Below are 19363 nucleotides of genomic sequence, written 5' to 3' on the forward strand. Positions count from 1 at the left end.
TCCTAAGCGAGTAAAGTATAAGGATTGGAATTTTTAACAATTATTTTAACTGACATCCTGCAAGGGTATAGCTGTTAAAAAAAATTGGAATACTCCCGTAAAAGATAAATGTATATAGCTTCTTAAATTAATACTAATGTGACATCGAAACTAGAAGTTATCAAAAAACTCGTGTTAAATATTTCTTAAAGAACAACTTCTAAAGCCAATTACCGATTAAAACATAAGGAGCCCAAAAGTAAGGGGTGTTATATTCTTTATGCTTTAGTAAACTCAATTGAGCATGACGTAAGGCTTCTGCTTTAGTAATATTATGCTTGGTTAACTGTTGATAAAACTGATTCATTAATTCAGCAGTAGAAGCATCATTTAAAGCCCATAAAGATGCAATCGTACTTCTAGCACCTGCTTGAATAGCAACACCTGCAAGCCCTAATGCAGCTTCATTATCTCCAGTAGCTGTTTCGCAAGCACTTAAAACCAGCAATTCTATAGGTTCGGGAATATTTTGTCTTCTATTATGAAGCCATCGACTAAGTTCTTTAACTTTAATTCGCCCATCGTATGCTAGCAAGAATGTTTCGTCGGAATTAGAACTAAATTGCCCGTGAGTTGCTAAGTGGACTATAGGATAAGATTTCTTATTTACCTGTTTTTTTACAGCATCGCTTGTAAATTTTTCATTTAGAAGTATTTTAGCATCGGATACGTGGGATTTAATCTGCTGCAATTCTTGCTCAACATAATCAAGTTTAGGAAAATTAACACGTTCTTCGCTTAAACCAGCTGTTAAAATATTGAATCTTGTTTTTTGCAGTGCTTTTAATTCGTATTGTTGTAAACCAGGGCTTACAGCCACAGTATATTTTTCTATCAAATACTTGCTTCCATCATAAAGAGCCGCAGGAGGAATATTACGTAAAGAACCATCAAGTACAAATACTAAACTTTCTATATTGCTATTTTCCAAATATTTTTCGCCCGGTTGAAGCAGCCAATTATATAATTTTTGAAACTGGGCTTGATTATCGCCACCAATTTTGCGTTCTTCGATATCAGTTCGCAATTTTGCAATCGTTTCTTCTACTTCGTTTTTAGATATAAAATTAGAGTAACTGATAAGTGATGAGTAAGGTAATTTTAGAATTACTTCTAATCTATCGGGTAAAATAATCGGATAAACTATAGCTGTTTTTAAATTCTGTTTATCAACTATATCGTCAAGGATGACTTTCGTATTAAAGCAAGCAGAATTAAAGAAATTATCTATTTGTGCTAGCTGAAGAGATTCAATTACCTCGCGAGCCTTAATCAACTTTTGCTTACTTGGTTGCTTATTTCTAGGAGTTTTTAAAAGTAAATCGGCATATTGTCTGTAAACTGGTTCTATACTTTCGCGGAATGAAAATTGCACGTTGGAATCGACAGCAACCAAATCGCTACGCAAAGATTTGAGAATTTTCCATGCTGCATCATAAAATCGCATTGCTTTTTTGATATCTCCCTGTCGCCGGTACAATCTTCCCATTTGCCATTGAAACTGGTAGCTAATATCGTCGGCTCTGATAGAATTAGCAGTATTTAATGCTTTTTGAGTCAGTTTTTGCGCTTCATCTAATTGTTCGGTTTGTTCGTAAAGTTGTCCAAGAGTTCCCAGAGCATATGCCAAGGCTCGTCGATCTTCTATTGTTTGTGCTTGCTCAACTGCTGTTGATAATATTCGAGCAATATCTAACCATGAGACTGTTTTAATATTAGCTTTTTGCTTAATTTTCCCTAATGCTTTTGCAAAATTGATAGAGATAAAAACAGATTTGCGGTTGGGTGATAGGCTTTTAATTTCAGTTCTTATTTGAGGTATCAAATATGAAGCAGCATTTATATTGTCCGTCAGCACAAGCAAATTTAAAATATTTAATTGAGCTTGTAAACGTAGATAAGAGTTTAAGGGTGCAATATTTGCTGCTTTTTGATAAAAATTGATAGCTGAAGTTTGAGAATTTATAGTTTCTTGAATTCTAACTGTATTACCCAAACTAATTAAAGCTTCACTCTTTTCTTGGTTTGCTTTCAAAGAAGATGCTACATCCAAACTGTGCAGTAAAACTTTTTTGGATTCATCTACATTCCCAATAACTCGCAAAACATCTCCAACGCTACGCAAGCCGACAGATTTTAAAATCGAATTTGGTTGTTTATCCAGTTTTTCTCCAACAGCAACTAGAGTTTTTTGTGCTTTTATAAATAACCCCAAAGCTTGCATTGCTTGAGCTTGATTAATAAGAGATTGAATTAAAGCTGGTTGTAAATCAAGATGAGAATAAACTTTTGCAGCTTCTTCCCAAGTTACTATTGAATTTTGAAATTCTCCTTTTTCAAATTGCAACTTTCCCTTAATATCTAATGATTGAGCGTAAATTATATTTTTAGGGAAATTATGTAACAATTGCAATGAATGATTTATATTTTTATCAGCTTGTTGCCATTTCCCTAATTTTTGATAAGCCAGAGATATATTACTCAAAGCCATTGCTTGATTTAATTTGTCTCCATTAACCCGATACCTCGAAGCTGCTTGCTTTAATAAATCTATAGCTTCTTGAAATCTTTCTAGTTCGTAAAGTTTTTTACCTCTGCCTACTAAATGTTCTATTTGAGGAGGGTTGGAAAACACAGGTCTTGTTAGAATCGGAGATAGTATAGTAAAGGATAATGATACTAGTAAAATTAAAACTATGCTTTTGAATTTCTTCATAACTGTATTTTGCGATTCTAGAAAGATAAAAGAAAGATTGTATTCGGCTTATCTTCTGAAATAGCTTTATTGCCAAAAAAATAGGGCTAATGCCCCTTAGTACAAACTGAAATTTTATCGCAAATACAGAAAATATTTTTCTAAAATGAACCCTTTTGATTCACCGATAAACAAAACTTAATAAGGTAAATCTTGATTGCTACCGATATTCAACAAATAATTTTCTAATTGACTTTGCCCGTTACTGTTGAGATTAACCTGTAAAACATCACCAGTATTGCTAAAAGCAACTTTTAAAGAATCACCATCCGGCATAGTTGTAAAAACAATACGACTCGTAGCATTAACAATCTCGTCTTCACCAAGAGCAAAATCAGTAATCAAATCATTACCAAATTCGGAAGATAGAACAAAAATATCCTTACCACTTCCACCAGTTAAAGTATCGTCACCCTTCAAACCATCGATAAAATCATCTTGTTCTTTACCCAAAAGTACATCGTCTGCATCTCCACCCAAAATTAAATCTTGATTAGGTTGCGATCCACCTTCAGTCAAACCCCATAGTTCCCTACCGTTAACACCATCATCAGCGCTGAAATAAAGTTCTCCATCAACTACAGTTAACTCTTCGGGGTTTGAAGAAGCAGCACCAGGATTAATATCACCAACCAAAACCGTACCCGATTCGGTACCGTCACTCTTCCACAATTCAACCCCATTAATACCGTCATCTGCTGTGAAATACAAAATATCCTGAAAAACTGTCAGATTATCGGGATTAGAAGAATTTCCACCCCTGTTAATATCTTTAACTAAACTTGTACCCGATTCAGTTCCATCACTCTTCCATAATTCAACTCCGTTGTTTGAATCATTAACAGTAAAAAACAAATTTCCATTAACGTTAGTCAAATTATCAAACTCACTTCCTTGACTTCCCGGAGTAATATCTTTAACTAAAACAGTTCCTGATTGTGTACCGTCACTCTTCCATAATTCAGTACCGTTAGTTCCGTCATCAGCAGTGAAAAAAGCAATACCGTTGACATCCGTAATTTTATCGGGATTAGAGCCAGCTTCGGGGTTTATGTCTTTAACTATATTTGTACCTGACTCGGTTCCGTTACTCTTGAAAAGCTCTGCACCAGTACTGATAGGCACTGAGAGTTCACTCTCAGGGTTAATAGTCTCTTTTGTTGCTTCACCACTAAAAAATAAAGTTCCATTAATATTAGTGAGATTTTTGACAATGGGAATATTGCTATCGGCATCTGACAAACCGAGTTTTTTAATGAAAGTTGTACCAGCAGTGGTTCCATCGCTCTTCCATAGTTGGTTAACAACACCCCTAGACTCAGAAACATCACTAGATTTAGCCGCAGCAAAAAATAGAGTTCCATTAACATTAACAATTTCACTGATTATGTTGGCAGTTTCTCCAGGGTTAAAAGTTTTAATTACAGATGTACCAGCACTAGTTCCATCACTTATTACCAAGTTGGTTCTGAATTGTATGTTTCGACCAAAATCCTTAATTACTAAGGTTTCAGCAACAAAAGCTAAATTACCATTAAAATCTTCAAAATCTACAATAGAAGTAACATCATTAGGTAAACCAGTTGCATTACCGCTACCCTCAAGCCCAAATACTTGCGATGTACCATCTACGCTACCATCAGTAGCCGCAAGAAATGATTCAAAAAACCTATTTGCCCTGAGTGCGCCTGTAAAAAATAACTTATTACCAACACCCGTAATTAAGCTGGTTACTCCGGCTGTCTCAAAATCTTCAAATAAAACATCTATAGCAGAAATTGGAACAGTCCCAGTAGCTGTTCCATCACTCTGGAAAACTGTACCAATTTCTCCATTATTTGCACCAAAAGCCAAGTTTCCATTAAAGCTAGTAAAATTACCAAGATTAGATGATGCAGAACCAGGTCTGATATCTTTAATTAAAGAGGGTATTAAATTCTGACCCATGATTGTGACTCCTTGTCAATAATTATGCGATCGCTTGTTCTCAAACACTGTTGCAATTATTTAAAGTGAATGGGAACTGTAATCAATTACAATCCCCATCAAAATAATTTTTTAATCTAATAAGGTAAATCTTGATTGCTGCTGATATTCAACAAATAATTTTCTAAATCAGCTTGCTCGTTACCGTTGAGATTAAGCTGCAAAATATCGCCAGTATTACTAAAAGCTACATTCACAGCATCACCAATAGAAGCCACAGTCAAGACAATTCTATCGGTAACATTGATAATCTCATCTTCGCCAAGAGTAAAATCTGTAATCACATCGTTACCAAATTCAGAAGATAAAACGAACTTATCCCTACCACTTCCACCAGTCAAAGTATCGTCACCTTTCAAACCGTCGATGATATTATCTTGTTCCTTACCTACAAGAACATCGTCTGAATCTCCACCCAAAATTAAATCTTGATTAGGTTTTGTTCCACCTTCAGTCAAACCCCATAACTCTCTACCGTTAACACCATCATCAGCATTGAAATAAAGTTCACCGCTAAACTCTGTAAAGTCACCGGGGTTTGAAGAAGCATTTCCAGGATTGATATCATCAACCAAAACCGTACCAGCTTCAGTACCGTCGCTCTTCCATAATTCAACTCCATTGCTACCGTCGTCTGCTGTGAAATACAAAATTCCATCAAGACTTATCAGATTAGCTGGATTAGAAGAGTTTTCGCCAGGGTTAATATCTTTAACTAAAGTTGTACCCGACTCACTACCGTCACTTTTCCATAACTCAACCCCACTATTTCCATCATTAACGCTAAAAAACAAAGTACCGTTAACGTTAATCAGATTATTGGGATTTGAACCTTCGTTTCCTGAAACAATATCCTTAACTAAAACCGTACCCGCTTCAGTACCATCGCTCTTCCACAATTCATTGCCATTAGTTCCGTCATCTGCGACGAAATAAAAAGTACCGTTAACATCTGCAAATTTATTTCCCGAATTCGACGTAGGAGCAGTAAAAGGAGTAGGAGAAATAGAAGAGTCGTTACCGGGATTTATATCTTTGATTAAAACAGTACCACTATCGGTACCGTCACTTTTCCAAAGTTCTCTACCATTGGTACCATCCTCAGCGCTAAACAACAGGGTGCCGTTAATATCAGCGAGAAGATCGGGATTTGAAGAATCGTTGGGATTAATATTCTTAACTAAAACTGTCCCTGCATCAGTACCGTCACTCTTCCAAAGTTCTTTATCTGGAGTATTTTGAATAGAGCTAGCATTTGCGCTGAAAAACAAAGTATTGTTAACAGCAATCAAATCTTCAACATTCCCACCTCCCGAACTGATATCTTGTTTAACTTGAACTGGTTGATTGGTATTGTTCTCAATCTTGAACAGTTTTGATTGAAACAAATCCGAACTATCAAAACTAGTGTAGAAAATAGTCTCATTCAGTCTAGTTAAATTACTGATGTCTGCTGGCGCTCTTAGAGAGACATTAACTATTGAGAAAGTACCATCCGCTGTAGCGTCAGTCCGAATTAAAGATTTATTTGTAAATCCAGAAACCTGTAAAAAATATATCAGGTCATTTACCTTAACAACATCAATGGGTGGAAATGAATTACCCCCAGAATCCTGTACCAAAACTGTACCCGCTTCGCTACCGTCTGTTTTCCAAAGTTGAGTATTTAGAGAATTAGTATCGAAAGTTGTAAAAAGCAGGTTTCCATTAACATCATCTAAAAAACCAGGATTAGAAGAATCTGCACCGGGCTTGATATCTTTAATTAAAGAAGCTGTTAAATTGTTATCCATAATTATGAACTCCCGTGATTAAAATTAGTGAAAAGTTAACAGCATTTGAAATTAGCTGTCGATCAAGTTTTGCTTGATTGCTAATTAAATACAACGAACAATTTTCTAATGCAGTTTGGTTGCTACCATTGAGATTAATCTGCAAAATACCTCAGTATTGCTGAAGCAAGATTAATAGTAACTACTGTGAATATAATTGGGCTGAAGTTACTGACACGTTTTTATACGATATGTGACACATTGAGTTATCTTAAAGGTAATAACAAGGATTGTAGTGTCACCCACTAATGCCTCTACCAGAAAATCTTGTAAGTATTGACTCAGCTTTTATAAATAATGCTCATTAATGAGCAAGAGCTTTAATCTAAGCTTTACAAGCTTTTTTCTGAAGCATAGCTATATCTCTCAAAATAGTTCGTACAAGACAATAAAATTTTACCTCACAATAAATGTATTTATTTCTTTGTTTGAAAATCAAAGATTTTATATTTCAAAATTATTATTGCAGCAGAAAAAACTTATTATTTGCAACGCAAATCATAAACGTCAATCAATTCAAGAAAATAAATGGCGCTATCATAGCGATACATAAAATCATCCAGGCTGTGTCTTAAATGCGTATATATTATATTAAAAAAAAACGTATATTTGGCTTAAAATACGAAAACTAAAAAAACATAAATGTCTTCGTCTAAAATATAATTCTTACGAATGCTTACTTCTGTCTTAGATGCGAACTATAAAAGCATACAGGATTCATTCCCTAATTAAAGTCATACATGATTACTCTGCATCATTTTATTCGCCTAGTCTCCTATAGGAAATAAACACGTAGAGAGGCAGTTTGCGGCTCTGTATCCATGCTGCAATTTACTTACCTTCTCCTTAGCATAGGTAATCTTCTAAGGGGATAAGAGTAGTTAAGTTACTGTTACCTAAGTTTTAATTAACCAAGTTATTTCATCAGTTTTTAGCATGGAAGTCCTCAACTTGAAGTCAGGGATGGTTGAATTGTTAATAACTTGAAAAAAGCCCCTTGGCATTCATTCCTTCTTTGAAAACCATACACTCATAAAAACAAAACAGAGCGTAAATTTACAAATAAGTTACACCAAGAGGCTAATTTACACATATACTTTAAACTCCCCAGGCAAGATTCGAACTTGCGACCAATCGGTTAACAGCCGACCGCTCTACCACTGAGCTACTGAGGACTACAATTAAACATAGTAGGGCAAAAAATAGGATTTGGCAAGTACTTTAAAAAACTTTTTTCAAAATTCTGAAAATTTACTTTTTAAATGCATTTGTACTAGCAAAAGCCTACTTTTAATCAACCGGCTCTGTAGTTAGTAGATGCCCATTTAAGACTGCTGTCTCGGTATTTATTTCAAACCCATTCGTAATTCAGCCAGCTTTTGACGCGATTTAGCATCAATAGAGTTTGCCAAGAATCTGCCATTAGTCTTCTTGCGCGATTTAGACTTTTGTCTGGTACGACAAACAGTAGCTTCTATTTCATAACAGAGTTGTTGTGCAGATATCCAATCCGCTCCATATCCCTGTACCGTTAACTGTTGTGCCCGGTCCGAAGTGGCTACAACTACTCGCGACAATAAACGTTCTCGCACCTTCTGACGTAATGACGCACAGAGCTTTTCAATATAAGTATCCGCTGTTTGTCCAAAATCCGTGTAATAAGCCGTAACAAGTTTTGTTACAACTTCCTCGTTAGAGCCATTCTTTTGAAAATGAGCATCAAACACTACTTGAGTTTGATAGCCGGTGAATGCGCTGTAACTAACGAGGGCTTCAAGCAGCTCATCACGGGCGGCTTCGAGTCCAACGTTATCGCAAGTCTTTTTTAGGCAAGACCAAGCACCAATTATGTTATAACCGTCTACCAGTAGAACGGCCGGGGTAAATGAAGGGGACATGGTTCTGAATCACAGTATTCTAGATTTTACAATTTTCATTCATAACTCTTATAGTAATTCAAGCATTACTTGTAACACTATGTTACATAAGCATTAAATCCGAACAATACTACGAAACCCTTACTCAATCAAGGTAAAAAAATAAGCGCGCCTATTCTTAGACGCGCTAAAATCTTCGATAATTAATAATCAATTACTACTTAAGGTAGAAGACACAAACAACTCATTTTAATTTCCTCCCTGCAATTCCATTAAAACTTGTTTGAGACGTTGTGGTTCTCCTTTATCAATTAGAACTCCTTGTTCTAGCAAGAAAGCACCATCGCAGTAATTCAATTCATCCAACCGATGGGTTACCCAAAGGGCCGTAATCCCTCGACTTTTTACTAAGCGACGAACTCCAGCTACTAATTCTAATTGGCTGTCAGGATCGAGTAAGGCAGTAGGCTCATCTAACAACAACAAAGCACAACGGCGCGCAATAGCCCCAGCAATAGCAACTCGTTGTTTTTGTCCTCCACTTAAAGCATAAATTGGACGACGTTGCAGTGAAAGTAAATTGACTGCATTAAGAGCTTCTTCTACTCTTTCTTTAACTTGCTGGTGGGGTAATTGTTCTTGCACCAGCCCAAAAGCCACGTCAGCACCAACAGTAGGCATTACTAATTGATGGTCAGGATTTTGGAAAACAAAACCTACAGGATGTAAGACCCCTATCTCACCACTTTTTGGGGTCAATAACCCCGCTAGCAGTCTAAGTAAAGTTGATTTTCCGCTACCGTTGGTACCCAAAAGCATCCAAAATTCACCTCTGGGCACTTCCAAAGAGCAAGATTTGATTACCTGCGTCCCATTTGACCAATCAAAATTTAAATCTTTTACCGAGATTCCCGGCTCCTTAGTCTGGTATTCCACTAATGTTTTATTCCGAAGCTAAAGCGAAGAAACCAGGAGTCTTGCCACTTCCACTAGCTGAACCATCTTTCTGGGTTATCTGAATACCAGAAATTTCACTGGCACGAATCGCAATTTTCTTCTCTACCTTACCTTCGCACTCAAGTTCAATAATATCTGGATTACCAGAACGCATTGCTGACAGAACCGTTTGATACACCGCTTCAGCATCTTCAGAAGATTTTCGTTGAATAGACGCAGGGAAAGCAGTGTTTTTTACTGTTAAATCGATGGAAAACATAGAACCTTAATTAAATTTAACTGTAGGTCTCATTTTAACGCCAGCACTACATTAACAGCCCGAACCAAAAATGAGAATCCTTAAATCACAAAATCTAAAGAAAATATTAACGATTTCCACGCTGTAATTATTTCCTGATATAAGAGTCTTCGCATACCAAAGCATTCAGCTAAAGTCGCAAAAAAAAAATTGTAAATTTGAAAACTTACTGGAAAAATTACCTATTCTTCTATACAATAAAAATTAGAGACAGTAAAAATTTGTAAACTAGATTGACAATCTAGTTGCTTTTCTGCATGAGGGCGGTAGTAACATACCAACCTCAAAGTTGAATAAAGCTGTAATTATAACGATTTGGAGATTTGATCTCATGACCATAGCAGTTGGACGCGCCCCTAGCACTAGAGGCTGGTTTGACGTAGTCGATGACTGGTTAAAGCGAGACAGATTCGTTTTTGTCGGTTGGTCGGGTATTTTACTTTTCCCCTGTGCCTACATGGCTCTAGGTGGATGGCTTACAGGTACAACTTTTGTATCTTCCTGGTACACCCACGGTTTAGCATCTTCTTACTTAGAAGGCTGTAACTTCCTTACAGTGGCAGTATCCACACCCGCAGACAGTATGGGACATTCCCTATTGCTGTTGTGGGGTCCAGAAGCTCAAGGTGACTTCACTCGTTGGTGTCAATTAGGTGGATTGTGGACATTTGTAGCGTTGCACGGAGCTTTCGCTTTGATTGGCTTCATGTTGCGTCAATTTGAAATTTCCCGCTTGGTGGGAATTCGTCCTTACAACGCTATCGCATTTTCTGCACCAATTGCAGTATTCGTCAGCGTATTTTTGATGTACCCCTTGGGTCAGTCTTCTTGGTTCTTCGCACCTAGCTTCGGTGTAGCAGCAATTTTCCGTTTCTTACTATTCTTCCAAGGTTTCCATAACTGGACTTTGAATCCCTTCCATATGATGGGAGTAGCAGGTGTACTTGGTGGTGCGCTGCTTTGTGCAATTCACGGTGCAACCGTTGAAAACACATTGTTTGAAGATGGCGATGGTTCTAACACCTTCCGTGCATTTGAACCAACCCAAGCAGAAGAAACTTATTCAATGGTGACAGCAAACCGTTTCTGGTCTCAGATTTTCGGTATTGCATTCTCCAACAAACGCTGGTTGCACTTCTTCATGTTGTTCGTACCAGTAACCGGGTTATGGATGAGCGCAGTAGGTGTAGTTGGTTTAGCGCTAAACTTACGTGCTTATGACTTCGTATCTCAAGAATTGAGAGCGGCAGAAGACCCAGAATTTGAAACTTTCTATACGAAAAACATTTTGCTGAACGAAGGTATCCGTGCATGGATGGCTCCTCAAGACCAACCTCACGAACAGTTTGTATTCCCCGAAGAAGTTCTACCTCGTGGTAACGCGCTGTAATTAAAAATTTGTTTATTTCTCAGATGAGGTTAAACAGATAAGCTGAAATTATCCCTGCCATTTGGTGGGGATTTTTATTTTGATTTTTTGTATTTGTAGCCAGACGCTAGGTTTTGCAGTCGCTTTACGGCACTAAAATAATTTCAGAATTGATTCCGCTTAATTTATTGGTTCTGGGACTCAATTTGAACCAACTTAAACCAATCTGATTCCCGAATCTGAAAACTAAAATCCAAAATTGTCAGATAATTGTGGATATTTGCTTCAAAGTCATGCTATAGTGTTTCTAAGATACAAAGAAAGAGCAAATTGCTCTATCTTATTTGAGATTAAAAGCCGCTTAGGCAAAAAGGAGGTGATGCCCATGATAGAAAGTAGTATAAGCATGGGTCATCAAGTTGTAGCAAGCCGGCTGCGCGCCGGAGCTGTTCTCTAAAAATTAAATTAACTTTTTGAAAAGTTAATTTAATTTAAGCGACAAGGCTGAATTGGAGTTCCTTCCGGCAGTCAGGTTGCAACTTGAAGACCCGACTAGACCGCTCTTACATTAGGTCATCCGACTTAAGTAAGAGCGGATAGTTTTTTAGGGGTTTTTATAAGAAATAGGTAATGGGAATAGTAATCGAGACTGTAAATTACCTGATATAGTCGAATAAAAATTCTAATCATCACCCTACGCTAAAAAAGATTAAGACTAGTGAGTGATTAGAATAACTGATAGATACTTAATCTATGACTAATTAATTTCGGTTTTTCTTGAAAATTATTTATGAAACATCTGTTGGATTTTCTCTACACCAATCTGATGTTAGGAAATAGTAAAACTAACAGTATTTGGCTGCAAAGTGAGGAAGTTGCATTAAACTGTAAGTTTTTCTCATCAAAATCGTAATCATTTTCGGCAGTTCTTTTGGTAAATTACCTAATTATCGGCATACCGTGGCTTAAATATTGACCTACGTACTCCCAAAAGAATGGGTTTTAGACTTTAGTTTTAGAGAAAGGGCAAACTCCTATATTCTTAGATGCCCGGAAAAAATGGATTAATTTGTTTTAAACCTGCCTTTTTTCTTTACGAAAGGTTAGGGGCTTTTTAAAAAGCCTTAATTTTCAAACATAGGAAATCCTCCGTTCTGGATCTATTTTCTGACAGACACGCTTCGCTAACGATCCAGAACGTGAAGCCCGCCCATTTTTTCTACAATTGTGACAAAATATGCGTAGTGTAGACTACATTAACGAAATCAATAACAAAAATTATCAATTACTTCTTAAAGTCAAGTATTTTCTATCCTAAAGTAGGATGTCGTTTAGAATTCATCGAGTTAGTTTGGAAATGAAATTTTTAATATTCTTGGATTGAATCCCGGAGGTTGTATAAAGATTGTAGAAAGTGAAATATGCTCAAATAAGAGTCTGAATTAGATGAATAGCATTGCATATCATCTGTTCTAACTTCTGCCCTAATTAGTGTGACAGTTAACAATTTGACCATATATTGCGTTATGTTTCACTTGTCTTATAATTAAAGGCTATAAAGCATATGTTTTTGCATAAGTTAATTACATAGATTTTTACCTTAAATTAGTAGGTTCTTAGCTTAGCAGTAACTAAAATTGTGTTTGGGGTCACTATGCCTCATCTGCAAGCTTCACTATGTAAGTGAATTTTTGTTCTAATTTGCAGCAAAGTAAATTATCCGTGCAAGGTGTGAGGAGAACGAGGAATAATGTCTAATATGTTGTGGAAATCTTTGGCATTAAGTCAGGCAGTATTTGGAGCATCGTTGTTGGTTTCAACAAGTGCGATCGCGGCTCCTAATACAACTGAAGCTGAAGCTGTGAGTGCTGAAGTCACTCAGACAGAAGATAAGTCGGAAACAGAAGCAGCGTCTGTATTTTCATCTTCTGTAGAGCTTCAAGAAAAACAAACGTTGGCTCAAGCTCAACAAAATGAAGTTAACGTTTTAGAAGAAGTAAATCAGTACGGTAGTGAAGGACAAGAAAATGGAAGCCAATCTCAGGTAACTTCCGTTTCTCAATTTTCAGACGTACAGCCTACTGATTGGGCTTTCCAAGCGTTGCAGTCTTTGGTTGAACGTTATGGCTGTATAGCTGGTTATCCTAACGGTACCTACCGTGGTAACCGTGCTTTAACTCGTTATGAATTTGCTGCAGGTTTAAATGCTTGTTTGGATAGAGTTAACGAATTAATAGCAACTGCTACAGCTGATATTGTTACCAGAGAAGATTTAGCGACTTTACAGCGCTTGCAAGAAGAATTTTCTGCTGAATTAGCAACCCTACGCGGACGAGTAGATGCTTTAGAAGCGCGTACTGCTGAATTGGAAGCTAATCAATTCTCTACAACAACCAAGTTAGCTGGTGAAGCAATTTTTGCTTTAACTGATGCTTTTGGCGATACCGTAGGTGATAACAACAATACTGTTTTCCAAAATAGAATTCGTTTGGATTTACAGACCAGCTTCACCGGTAAAGATGTTTTGCATACCCGTTTAGCTACTGGTAATGCCCAACGCTTGAATACAACTGGCGATGCTTTTGATGGTACTAATTTCCAAACCTTTAACTTAACTGGCGATCCATCTAACAGCAATGATGTAACTTTAGACTGGTTGGCTTATTACACCAATATCGGTCCTGCACAAGTGTATGTTGCTGCTACCGGTGGTATTCATAGCGATTATGCTGCTACCGTTAATCCTTACTTCGAGGATTATGACGGTGGTAATGGTGCTTTATCAACTTTTGCTTCTGAAAGCCCCATTTACCGTATTGGTGGCGGTGCCGGTGCGGCGTTAAATTTCAAATTTGGTAAAGGTGGCGGTCCTCTTCGTGGAAGCTCTTTGACTGTTGGTTACTTGGGTTCCGAACCAAGCGATCCTGGTATTGGTTCTGGGGTCTTCAACGGTAACTATGCTGCTTTAGGACAGTTGAACTTTAACCTTAATAGCCGTGTCGCATTAGCAGCAACTTACGTACATGGTTATCACGGCGCTGGTAGTGCTTTATTTGATGCTGGTGGATTCGGAGGTGCAAACGTTCCTGTAGTTGGTACTGCACAAGCAAACTTAATTGAGAATCCGTCTTCTAGTAACTCTTACGGCTTAGCTGCTGCAATCAGACCAAGTAGTAAGATTTCAGTTAGCGGTTTTGTTTCTTACCACGATGTTACCGGCTTCCAGTCTAACGATGACTTTGAAGCTTGGAGTTGGGGTGCTGGTATAGCTTTACCTGATTTCGGTGGAAAAGGAAATGTTTTGGGTTTCTTCGGAGGCGCTCAACCTTACTCTATTAATAGAAATTTAACCGGTCGTTCTACTGAAGATGGTGATATCCCTTATCACATCGAAGGATTCTATAAGTACCGTGTAAACGATAACGTTTCTATTACTCCGGGCGTTATTTATCAGACTTCTTCGGGACAGAATGATGATAGTGATGATGCGTTCATCGGTACTCTCAGAACAACCTTTACTTTCTAGATAACCGATAAGAATCTAACAAATTGATGTAAGTTGCTCCCCGTTAATAAAGCGGGGAGCAATTTATTTTGAAAACAAAGAAGCAAACCCCAGTGAAGAACCGGAGTATAATTAAAGAAATTAATAATTAGCAATCGTGAGTTGGGAGTGATAAATTATATGAATACAAATAAAATCGTAAGTAATTTAACTGAAGAAACTGACGTGCATTTAAACAAGTCAAGATGCATGTCCATCTCAACCTAAACACTGCGAAGACAGCATTAACAAGAATAATAAGAATATCTATATAGTTATAAAATCAAATTACCAAAGTTTTCAAAACTCTTGAAATTTAAATACTGAGTTTAAATTTCCGCCTAATGTGAATTAAACACGTCCCTTGTATAACAATGGTTTTGAATGCTCGCTTAAATCTCTATTTTTAATTTATCAGCGTAACAATAACGGTTTGAGCGCTTAATTCACATAACACGTAATTTATAACTTTAAAATTCCAAACTCCAAACTTTTCACTTTTATCTAAACTGCTTGTGGAACTATCATGTAAATCGGAATATGCAATTTTAGCATTGTTAGAATTAGCAAGTCATTATCAGAAAGGAGAACCGCTACAAATTAGACAGATTGCGGCGCAACAGAATATACCAGATCGTTATTTAGAACAATTGCTTGCAACATTGAGGCGTGGTGGACTTGTTAAAAGTCAACGCGGTTCTAAAGGTGGTTACTTTTTGACAAGAGAACCTTGGAAAATTACATTATTTGATATCTTTGTATGTATAGAAGGATTAGACAAACTGAAAAATTGTCAAGAAGATAAACCTCAAACTTCTGATAATGCTGTTGTAAAAGATATTTGGGAAGAAGCACGTCAAGCAGCTAATTCGATACTACAAAAATATACGCTTTTAGATTTGTGTGAAAAACGAGATTCTAGAAACAATTTGGATATTATGTATTACATTTAGTTTTTGATTCGTTATAAAGTGATATGTGAGAAAAAGTATTAAGTTAATTATTTAATATTTGTCCATCGCTTTATAAAAATGCAGGCTATCCATAAAATATATATAAGCAGCTTGTAGGATATAATTCCAAAATTTACTCTCCTCCTGGTTAAAAAATTACTTGTAACCAAAGTTAAGGAAAAAGAAAGTATTCGCAAGCGCTCGCGATAATTAGCCTAATAAGATACTGGGCTATTTCGCGCAAACAAACGATGAATACCGTTCCTTAAGATAGTTTATTCTAATAGTAACTATTCAAAAGTAGTATGAATTATAGCGATATTTATAATCAATCGGAAGATTTATGCATTTATGAATGTCAGTTATCTATACTTCATACTCAATTGCTAATTTCAAATTAAACATAAATAAATAAAACATAAAAAATGCGTATTGCCCGTAATATTACAGAACTTGTTGGTCGTACTCCATTAGTACAACTTAACCGTATACCCCAAACTGAAGGTTGTGTCGCGAAAATCGTGATGAAGCTGGAAAGCATGAACCCATCAGCATCAGTTAAAGATAGAATTGGCACTAATATGATTGATGCAGCAGAAGAAGAAGGTTTAATTACTCCTGGAAAAACGCTATTAGTAGAACCTACTTCCGGAAACACAGGAATAGCCTTAGCAATGGTTGCCGCAGCTAAAGGTTATCGATTGGTATTGACAATGCCCGATACTATGAGTTGCGAGCGAAGAGCTATGTTGCGGGCTTATGGGGCTGAATTACGATTAACACCCGGAATTGAAGGCATGAATGGAGCAATTTTACAAGCACAAAAAATTGTTGAAACGACCCCTCACGCGTATATGTTGCAACAATTTAGAAACCCAGCTAATGCGAAAATACACAGAGACACGACTGCCGAAGAAATATGGCAGGATACCGATGGAAAGGTAGATATGATTGTTGCAGGTATAGGTACTGGAGGAACGATTACAGGTATAAGCGAAGTCATGAAAACACGTAAGAAAAATTTTCAGACGATTGCCGTTGAGCCAGCTTCAAGTCCAGTGTTGTCTGGAGGAAGACCGGGACCTCACAAAATACAAGGAATTGGTGCGGGATTTATTCCTCAGATATTAAAAGTAGACTTAATTGACGAAGTAATTACTGTTACCGATAGTCAGGCGATCGCATACGGAAGAAGATTGGCTCGGGAAGAAGGATTATTGTCAGGTATTTCAACAGGAGCGGCTTTATGTGCGGCAATTCGGGTTGCTAAGCGCCAGGAAAATCAAGGACGCTTAATTGTATTAATTCAGCCCAGCTTCGGAGAAAGATATTTGAGTACACCGCTTTTCCAAGATTTGGAAGTTAAGCCGGTTCATAGCATTAGCTAAAGATAAATTGAAGTAATGCCACAATCCAATCACTACGAAATTCTTAATGTAGACAGAAATGCAAGCCAAGCGGAGATAAAACAGGCTTATCGCCGCTTGGTTAAACTGTTTCATCCAGATGTGAATCAGAAAAAAGAAGATAAAGAGCAAATTATCCGTATTAATGCTGCTTATGAAGTTTTAGGTGATATTAAAAGTCGTCAGTCTTATGATAGACAACTGCATTACAGCTTTGAGAAAAATAAGAAGAAAAGAAACGAACGTACTCAAACAGCCCAACAACAATATAACAAGAGACGCAAGACAAGACGGAATGCTGACGAGCAAGTCGAGGAATGGTTGCGTTTTGTATATCAGCCGGTTAATCGTTTTGTGTCTGATATTCTCAACTCTTGGGAAGACCAAATCGAGAAATTAGCTGCAGACCCTTTTGATGATGAATTGTTAGAAGAATTTCAGAACTATTTACAAGATTGTAAAGAAAAACTCAAACAAGCACAAAATAATTTTAGTTCTTTACCAAATCCCCCTAATCTAGCACGAGCAGCAGCTCATTTTTACTATACATTAAATCAAATTGGCGATGGGTTGGGAGAGTTGGAATACTTCCCTCTCAATTATGACGAAAGTTATTTACATGCAGGACAAGAAATGTTTCTTATTGCGACTCAGCTATACTATGAGGCACAAGATTCGATGGGCGCATATAAATAGATTTATGTAATTTATTGATTGATGATAGTTGTTGCATTTCACGATAAAAAATTTAATAAAATACTATTTAGATAGTTGTCTAAATTATTACGCGGTAAAAATCTCTTCTACTATAATATTTTTGTTACATATTTACACCATATTTTTGTTTAAACGCTATAAGATAATTGTTTGATTGAAGATTGTTGAGATTAACTTACAAAAATATACAAAAAATTATATCTGAGTTGCGTACTCTTGGTGGTTGTTGCAAGGAGTCCAATTCGAGATATACTGTTGAATCTGCTCATAATCAAAATATAGTTTTGGATTAATTTATTTAAAAATAGATAACAATATTGAACAACTATAAGGCTGTTATCATGCTTATAAAATTGACAAAATAGAAAATTTTTAAGTTCAAAAAAATATTAAATATTGAGTAAGATGGAAACACAAGAAAATCTGATTTTAATTGTTGATGATAAAATTCACAATCTAGAAATACTGTTTGATGTCATGCAAATGAATGGACATCAAGTATTAGTTGCTGATAGCGGTGAAAGTGCATTAGATAAGCTAAAAATTATCTCCCCGGCTTTAATTTTATTAGATGTTATGATGCCGTCAATGGACGGATTTGAAGTCTGTAGACAGTTAAAGTCGGATGATAAAACAAAAGATATTCCAGTAATTTTCATGACTGCTCTTACAAATACAGCAGATAAAATAAAAGCATTTAAACTTGGAGCAGTAGACTATATTACTAAGCCATTTCAGCAAGAAGAAGTGTTAGCAAGAGTTAACGTACAGTTGAAATTGCGAAACTTGAATCAGCAATTACAGAAATCGCAATTCCAATTAATGCAAGCGGAAAAAATATCTGCTTTGGGACAGCTAGTTGCTGGTATTGCTCATGAAGTCAAAAACCCCGTCAGTTTTATTGCTGGGAATTTGGAACATACAGAAAACTATACCCAAGAGTTAGTTGATTTATTAAAGCTGTACCAAAAGCATTTACAAAATACTCCTGAAGAAATTACTCATACAATCGATACAATAGATTTAGATTTTCTTTTAGAAGATTTACCTAAAATGATTGCTTCCATGAATGTAGGTATTGAGCGAATTAGCGATATTATGCAATCGTTACGTAATTTTTCTCGTAAAGACGCTACAACCAAAAAATATGCTGATATTCATCAAGGAATTGATACAACTTTGATGATTTTGTCTCATCGTTTGAAAGCGAACGAAATTCATCCTAGAATTGAGGTTATAAAGAAATACGGTGATTTACCTGAAATTGAATGCTTTCCAGGACAACTCAATCAAGTATTTATGAATTTACTTGCAAATGCTATTGACGTATTTGAAGATAAAGCAAAACAAAATGAATATTTTATTCCCCAGATTAGTATTAGTACAGAATTAGTAAATGATAATAATGCCAAAATCATTATTTATGATAACGGTTATGGCATGTCTGAGGAAGTGCAGAATAGTTTATTTAATACTTTTTTTACTACTAAACCTGAAGGTAAAGGTACAGGTTTAGGGCTTTCAATCAGCTATAAAATTATTACCGAAACTCATGGTGGAACTTTAGAATGTTTCTCTTCCGAAGGTAAAGGTACGGAGTTTGTGATTCAGATTCCTATAAAATAATCTA

At 36.3% G+C, this 19363-nt stretch carries 13 protein-coding genes and 1 tRNA gene; 7 read left to right on the forward strand and 7 right to left on the reverse strand.

What is annotated here, in order from left to right; genetic code table 11:
* Positions 1-199: 199 nt before the first annotated feature.
* The 7 genes from RIV7116_RS27365 to RIV7116_RS27395 all read right to left on the reverse strand — a co-directional run bounded on the left by RIV7116_RS27365 (position 200) and on the right by RIV7116_RS27395 (position 9705).
* Positions 200-2755, reverse strand: a complete 2556-nt coding sequence (locus tag RIV7116_RS27365) for a CHAT domain-containing protein (protein ID WP_015121578.1) — start codon at positions 2753-2755, stop codon at positions 200-202.
* Positions 2756-2932: 177 nt separating this feature from the next.
* Complete coding sequence (locus RIV7116_RS27370) at positions 2933-4741, reverse strand: ELWxxDGT repeat protein (protein ID WP_015121579.1); 1809 nt, start codon at positions 4739-4741, stop codon at positions 2933-2935.
* A 116-nt stretch (positions 4742-4857) separates the two neighbouring features.
* The gene (locus RIV7116_RS27375; protein ID WP_015121580.1) at positions 4858-6573 is read right to left on the reverse strand and encodes an ELWxxDGT repeat protein; all 1716 of its coding nucleotides are present in this window, start codon (positions 6571-6573) and stop codon (positions 4858-4860) included.
* 1142 nt (positions 6574-7715) lie between these two features.
* Positions 7716-7787: transfer RNA gene (locus RIV7116_RS27380), tRNA-Asn, on the reverse strand.
* A gap of 171 nt (positions 7788-7958) precedes the next feature.
* Positions 7959-8510, reverse strand: a complete 552-nt coding sequence (locus RIV7116_RS27385) for an NYN domain-containing protein (RefSeq protein WP_015121581.1) — start codon at positions 8508-8510, stop codon at positions 7959-7961.
* A gap of 228 nt (positions 8511-8738) precedes the next feature.
* A complete protein-coding gene (locus RIV7116_RS27390; protein WP_015121582.1) occupies positions 8739-9425 on the reverse strand; it encodes an ABC transporter ATP-binding protein in 687 nt (228 codons plus the stop codon).
* A 7-nt stretch (positions 9426-9432) separates the two neighbouring features.
* Positions 9433-9705 (reverse strand): hypothetical protein, encoded by a 273-nt coding sequence (locus RIV7116_RS27395; protein WP_015121583.1) that lies wholly within the window; start codon positions 9703-9705, stop codon positions 9433-9435.
* Positions 9706-10075: 370 nt separating this feature from the next.
* Between RIV7116_RS27395 and psbD the strand changes: the two genes are divergently transcribed.
* The 7 genes from psbD (at position 10076) to RIV7116_RS27425 (ending at position 19359) form a co-directional block, all read left to right on the forward strand.
* Positions 10076-11134, forward strand: coding sequence for a photosystem II D2 protein (photosystem q(a) protein) (gene psbD, locus RIV7116_RS27400; RefSeq protein WP_015118588.1), 1059 nt, complete (start codon positions 10076-10078; stop codon positions 11132-11134).
* Positions 11135-11903: 769 nt separating this feature from the next.
* Positions 11904-12026: a hypothetical protein gene (locus RIV7116_RS37450; RefSeq protein ID WP_256380826.1), complete on the forward strand. Its 123-nt coding sequence runs from the start codon at positions 11904-11906 to the stop codon at positions 12024-12026.
* An 837-nt stretch (positions 12027-12863) separates the two neighbouring features.
* Positions 12864-14639 carry an iron uptake porin gene (locus tag RIV7116_RS27405; protein ID WP_015121584.1) on the forward strand — a complete coding sequence of 592 codons (1776 nt, stop codon included), beginning with the start codon at positions 12864-12866 and terminating at the stop codon, positions 14637-14639.
* A 533-nt stretch (positions 14640-15172) separates the two neighbouring features.
* A complete protein-coding gene (locus tag RIV7116_RS27410) occupies positions 15173-15610 on the forward strand; it encodes an Rrf2 family transcriptional regulator (RefSeq protein ID WP_015121585.1) in 438 nt (145 codons plus the stop codon).
* A gap of 425 nt (positions 15611-16035) precedes the next feature.
* Positions 16036-16998, forward strand: coding sequence for a cysteine synthase A (gene cysK, locus RIV7116_RS27415; protein WP_015121586.1), 963 nt, complete (start codon positions 16036-16038; stop codon positions 16996-16998).
* 15 nt (positions 16999-17013) lie between these two features.
* Positions 17014-17712 carry a J domain-containing protein gene (locus tag RIV7116_RS27420; RefSeq protein WP_015121587.1) on the forward strand — a complete coding sequence of 233 codons (699 nt, stop codon included), beginning with the start codon at positions 17014-17016 and terminating at the stop codon, positions 17710-17712.
* 426 nt (positions 17713-18138) lie between these two features.
* Entirely contained in the window at positions 18139-19359 is a 1221-nt protein-coding gene (locus RIV7116_RS27425; RefSeq protein ID WP_015121588.1) for a sensor histidine kinase, read from the forward strand.
* Positions 19360-19363: the final 4 nt, after the last annotated feature.

The organism is Rivularia sp. PCC 7116 (genome assembly GCF_000316665.1).
GTDB lineage: Bacteria > Cyanobacteriota > Cyanobacteriia > Cyanobacteriales > Nostocaceae > Rivularia.

Coding starts and splice junctions, on each gene's coding strand:
- RIV7116_RS27365 (WP_015121578.1), bottom strand. CDS start 2,755: ATGAAGAAATTCAAAAGCATAGTTTTAATTTTACTAGTATCATTATCC.
- RIV7116_RS27370 (WP_015121579.1), bottom strand. CDS start 4,741: ATGGGTCAGAATTTAATACCCTCTTTAATTAAAGATATCAGACCTGGT.
- RIV7116_RS27375 (WP_015121580.1), bottom strand. CDS start 6,573: ATGGATAACAATTTAACAGCTTCTTTAATTAAAGATATCAAGCCCGGT.
- RIV7116_RS27385 (WP_015121581.1), bottom strand. CDS start 8,510: ATGTCCCCTTCATTTACCCCGGCCGTTCTACTGGTAGACGGTTATAAC.
- RIV7116_RS27395 (WP_015121583.1), bottom strand. CDS start 9,705: ATGTTTTCCATCGATTTAACAGTAAAAAACACTGCTTTCCCTGCGTCT.
- psbD (WP_015118588.1), top strand. CDS start 10,076: ATGACCATAGCAGTTGGACGCGCCCCTAGCACTAGAGGCTGGTTTGAC.
- RIV7116_RS37450 (WP_256380826.1), top strand. CDS start 11,904: ATGAAACATCTGTTGGATTTTCTCTACACCAATCTGATGTTAGGAAAT.
- RIV7116_RS27405 (WP_015121584.1), top strand. CDS start 12,864: ATGTCTAATATGTTGTGGAAATCTTTGGCATTAAGTCAGGCAGTATTT.
- cysK (WP_015121586.1), top strand. CDS start 16,036: ATGCGTATTGCCCGTAATATTACAGAACTTGTTGGTCGTACTCCATTA.
- RIV7116_RS27420 (WP_015121587.1), top strand. CDS start 17,014: ATGCCACAATCCAATCACTACGAAATTCTTAATGTAGACAGAAATGCA.
- RIV7116_RS27425 (WP_015121588.1), top strand. CDS start 18,139: ATGGAAACACAAGAAAATCTGATTTTAATTGTTGATGATAAAATTCAC.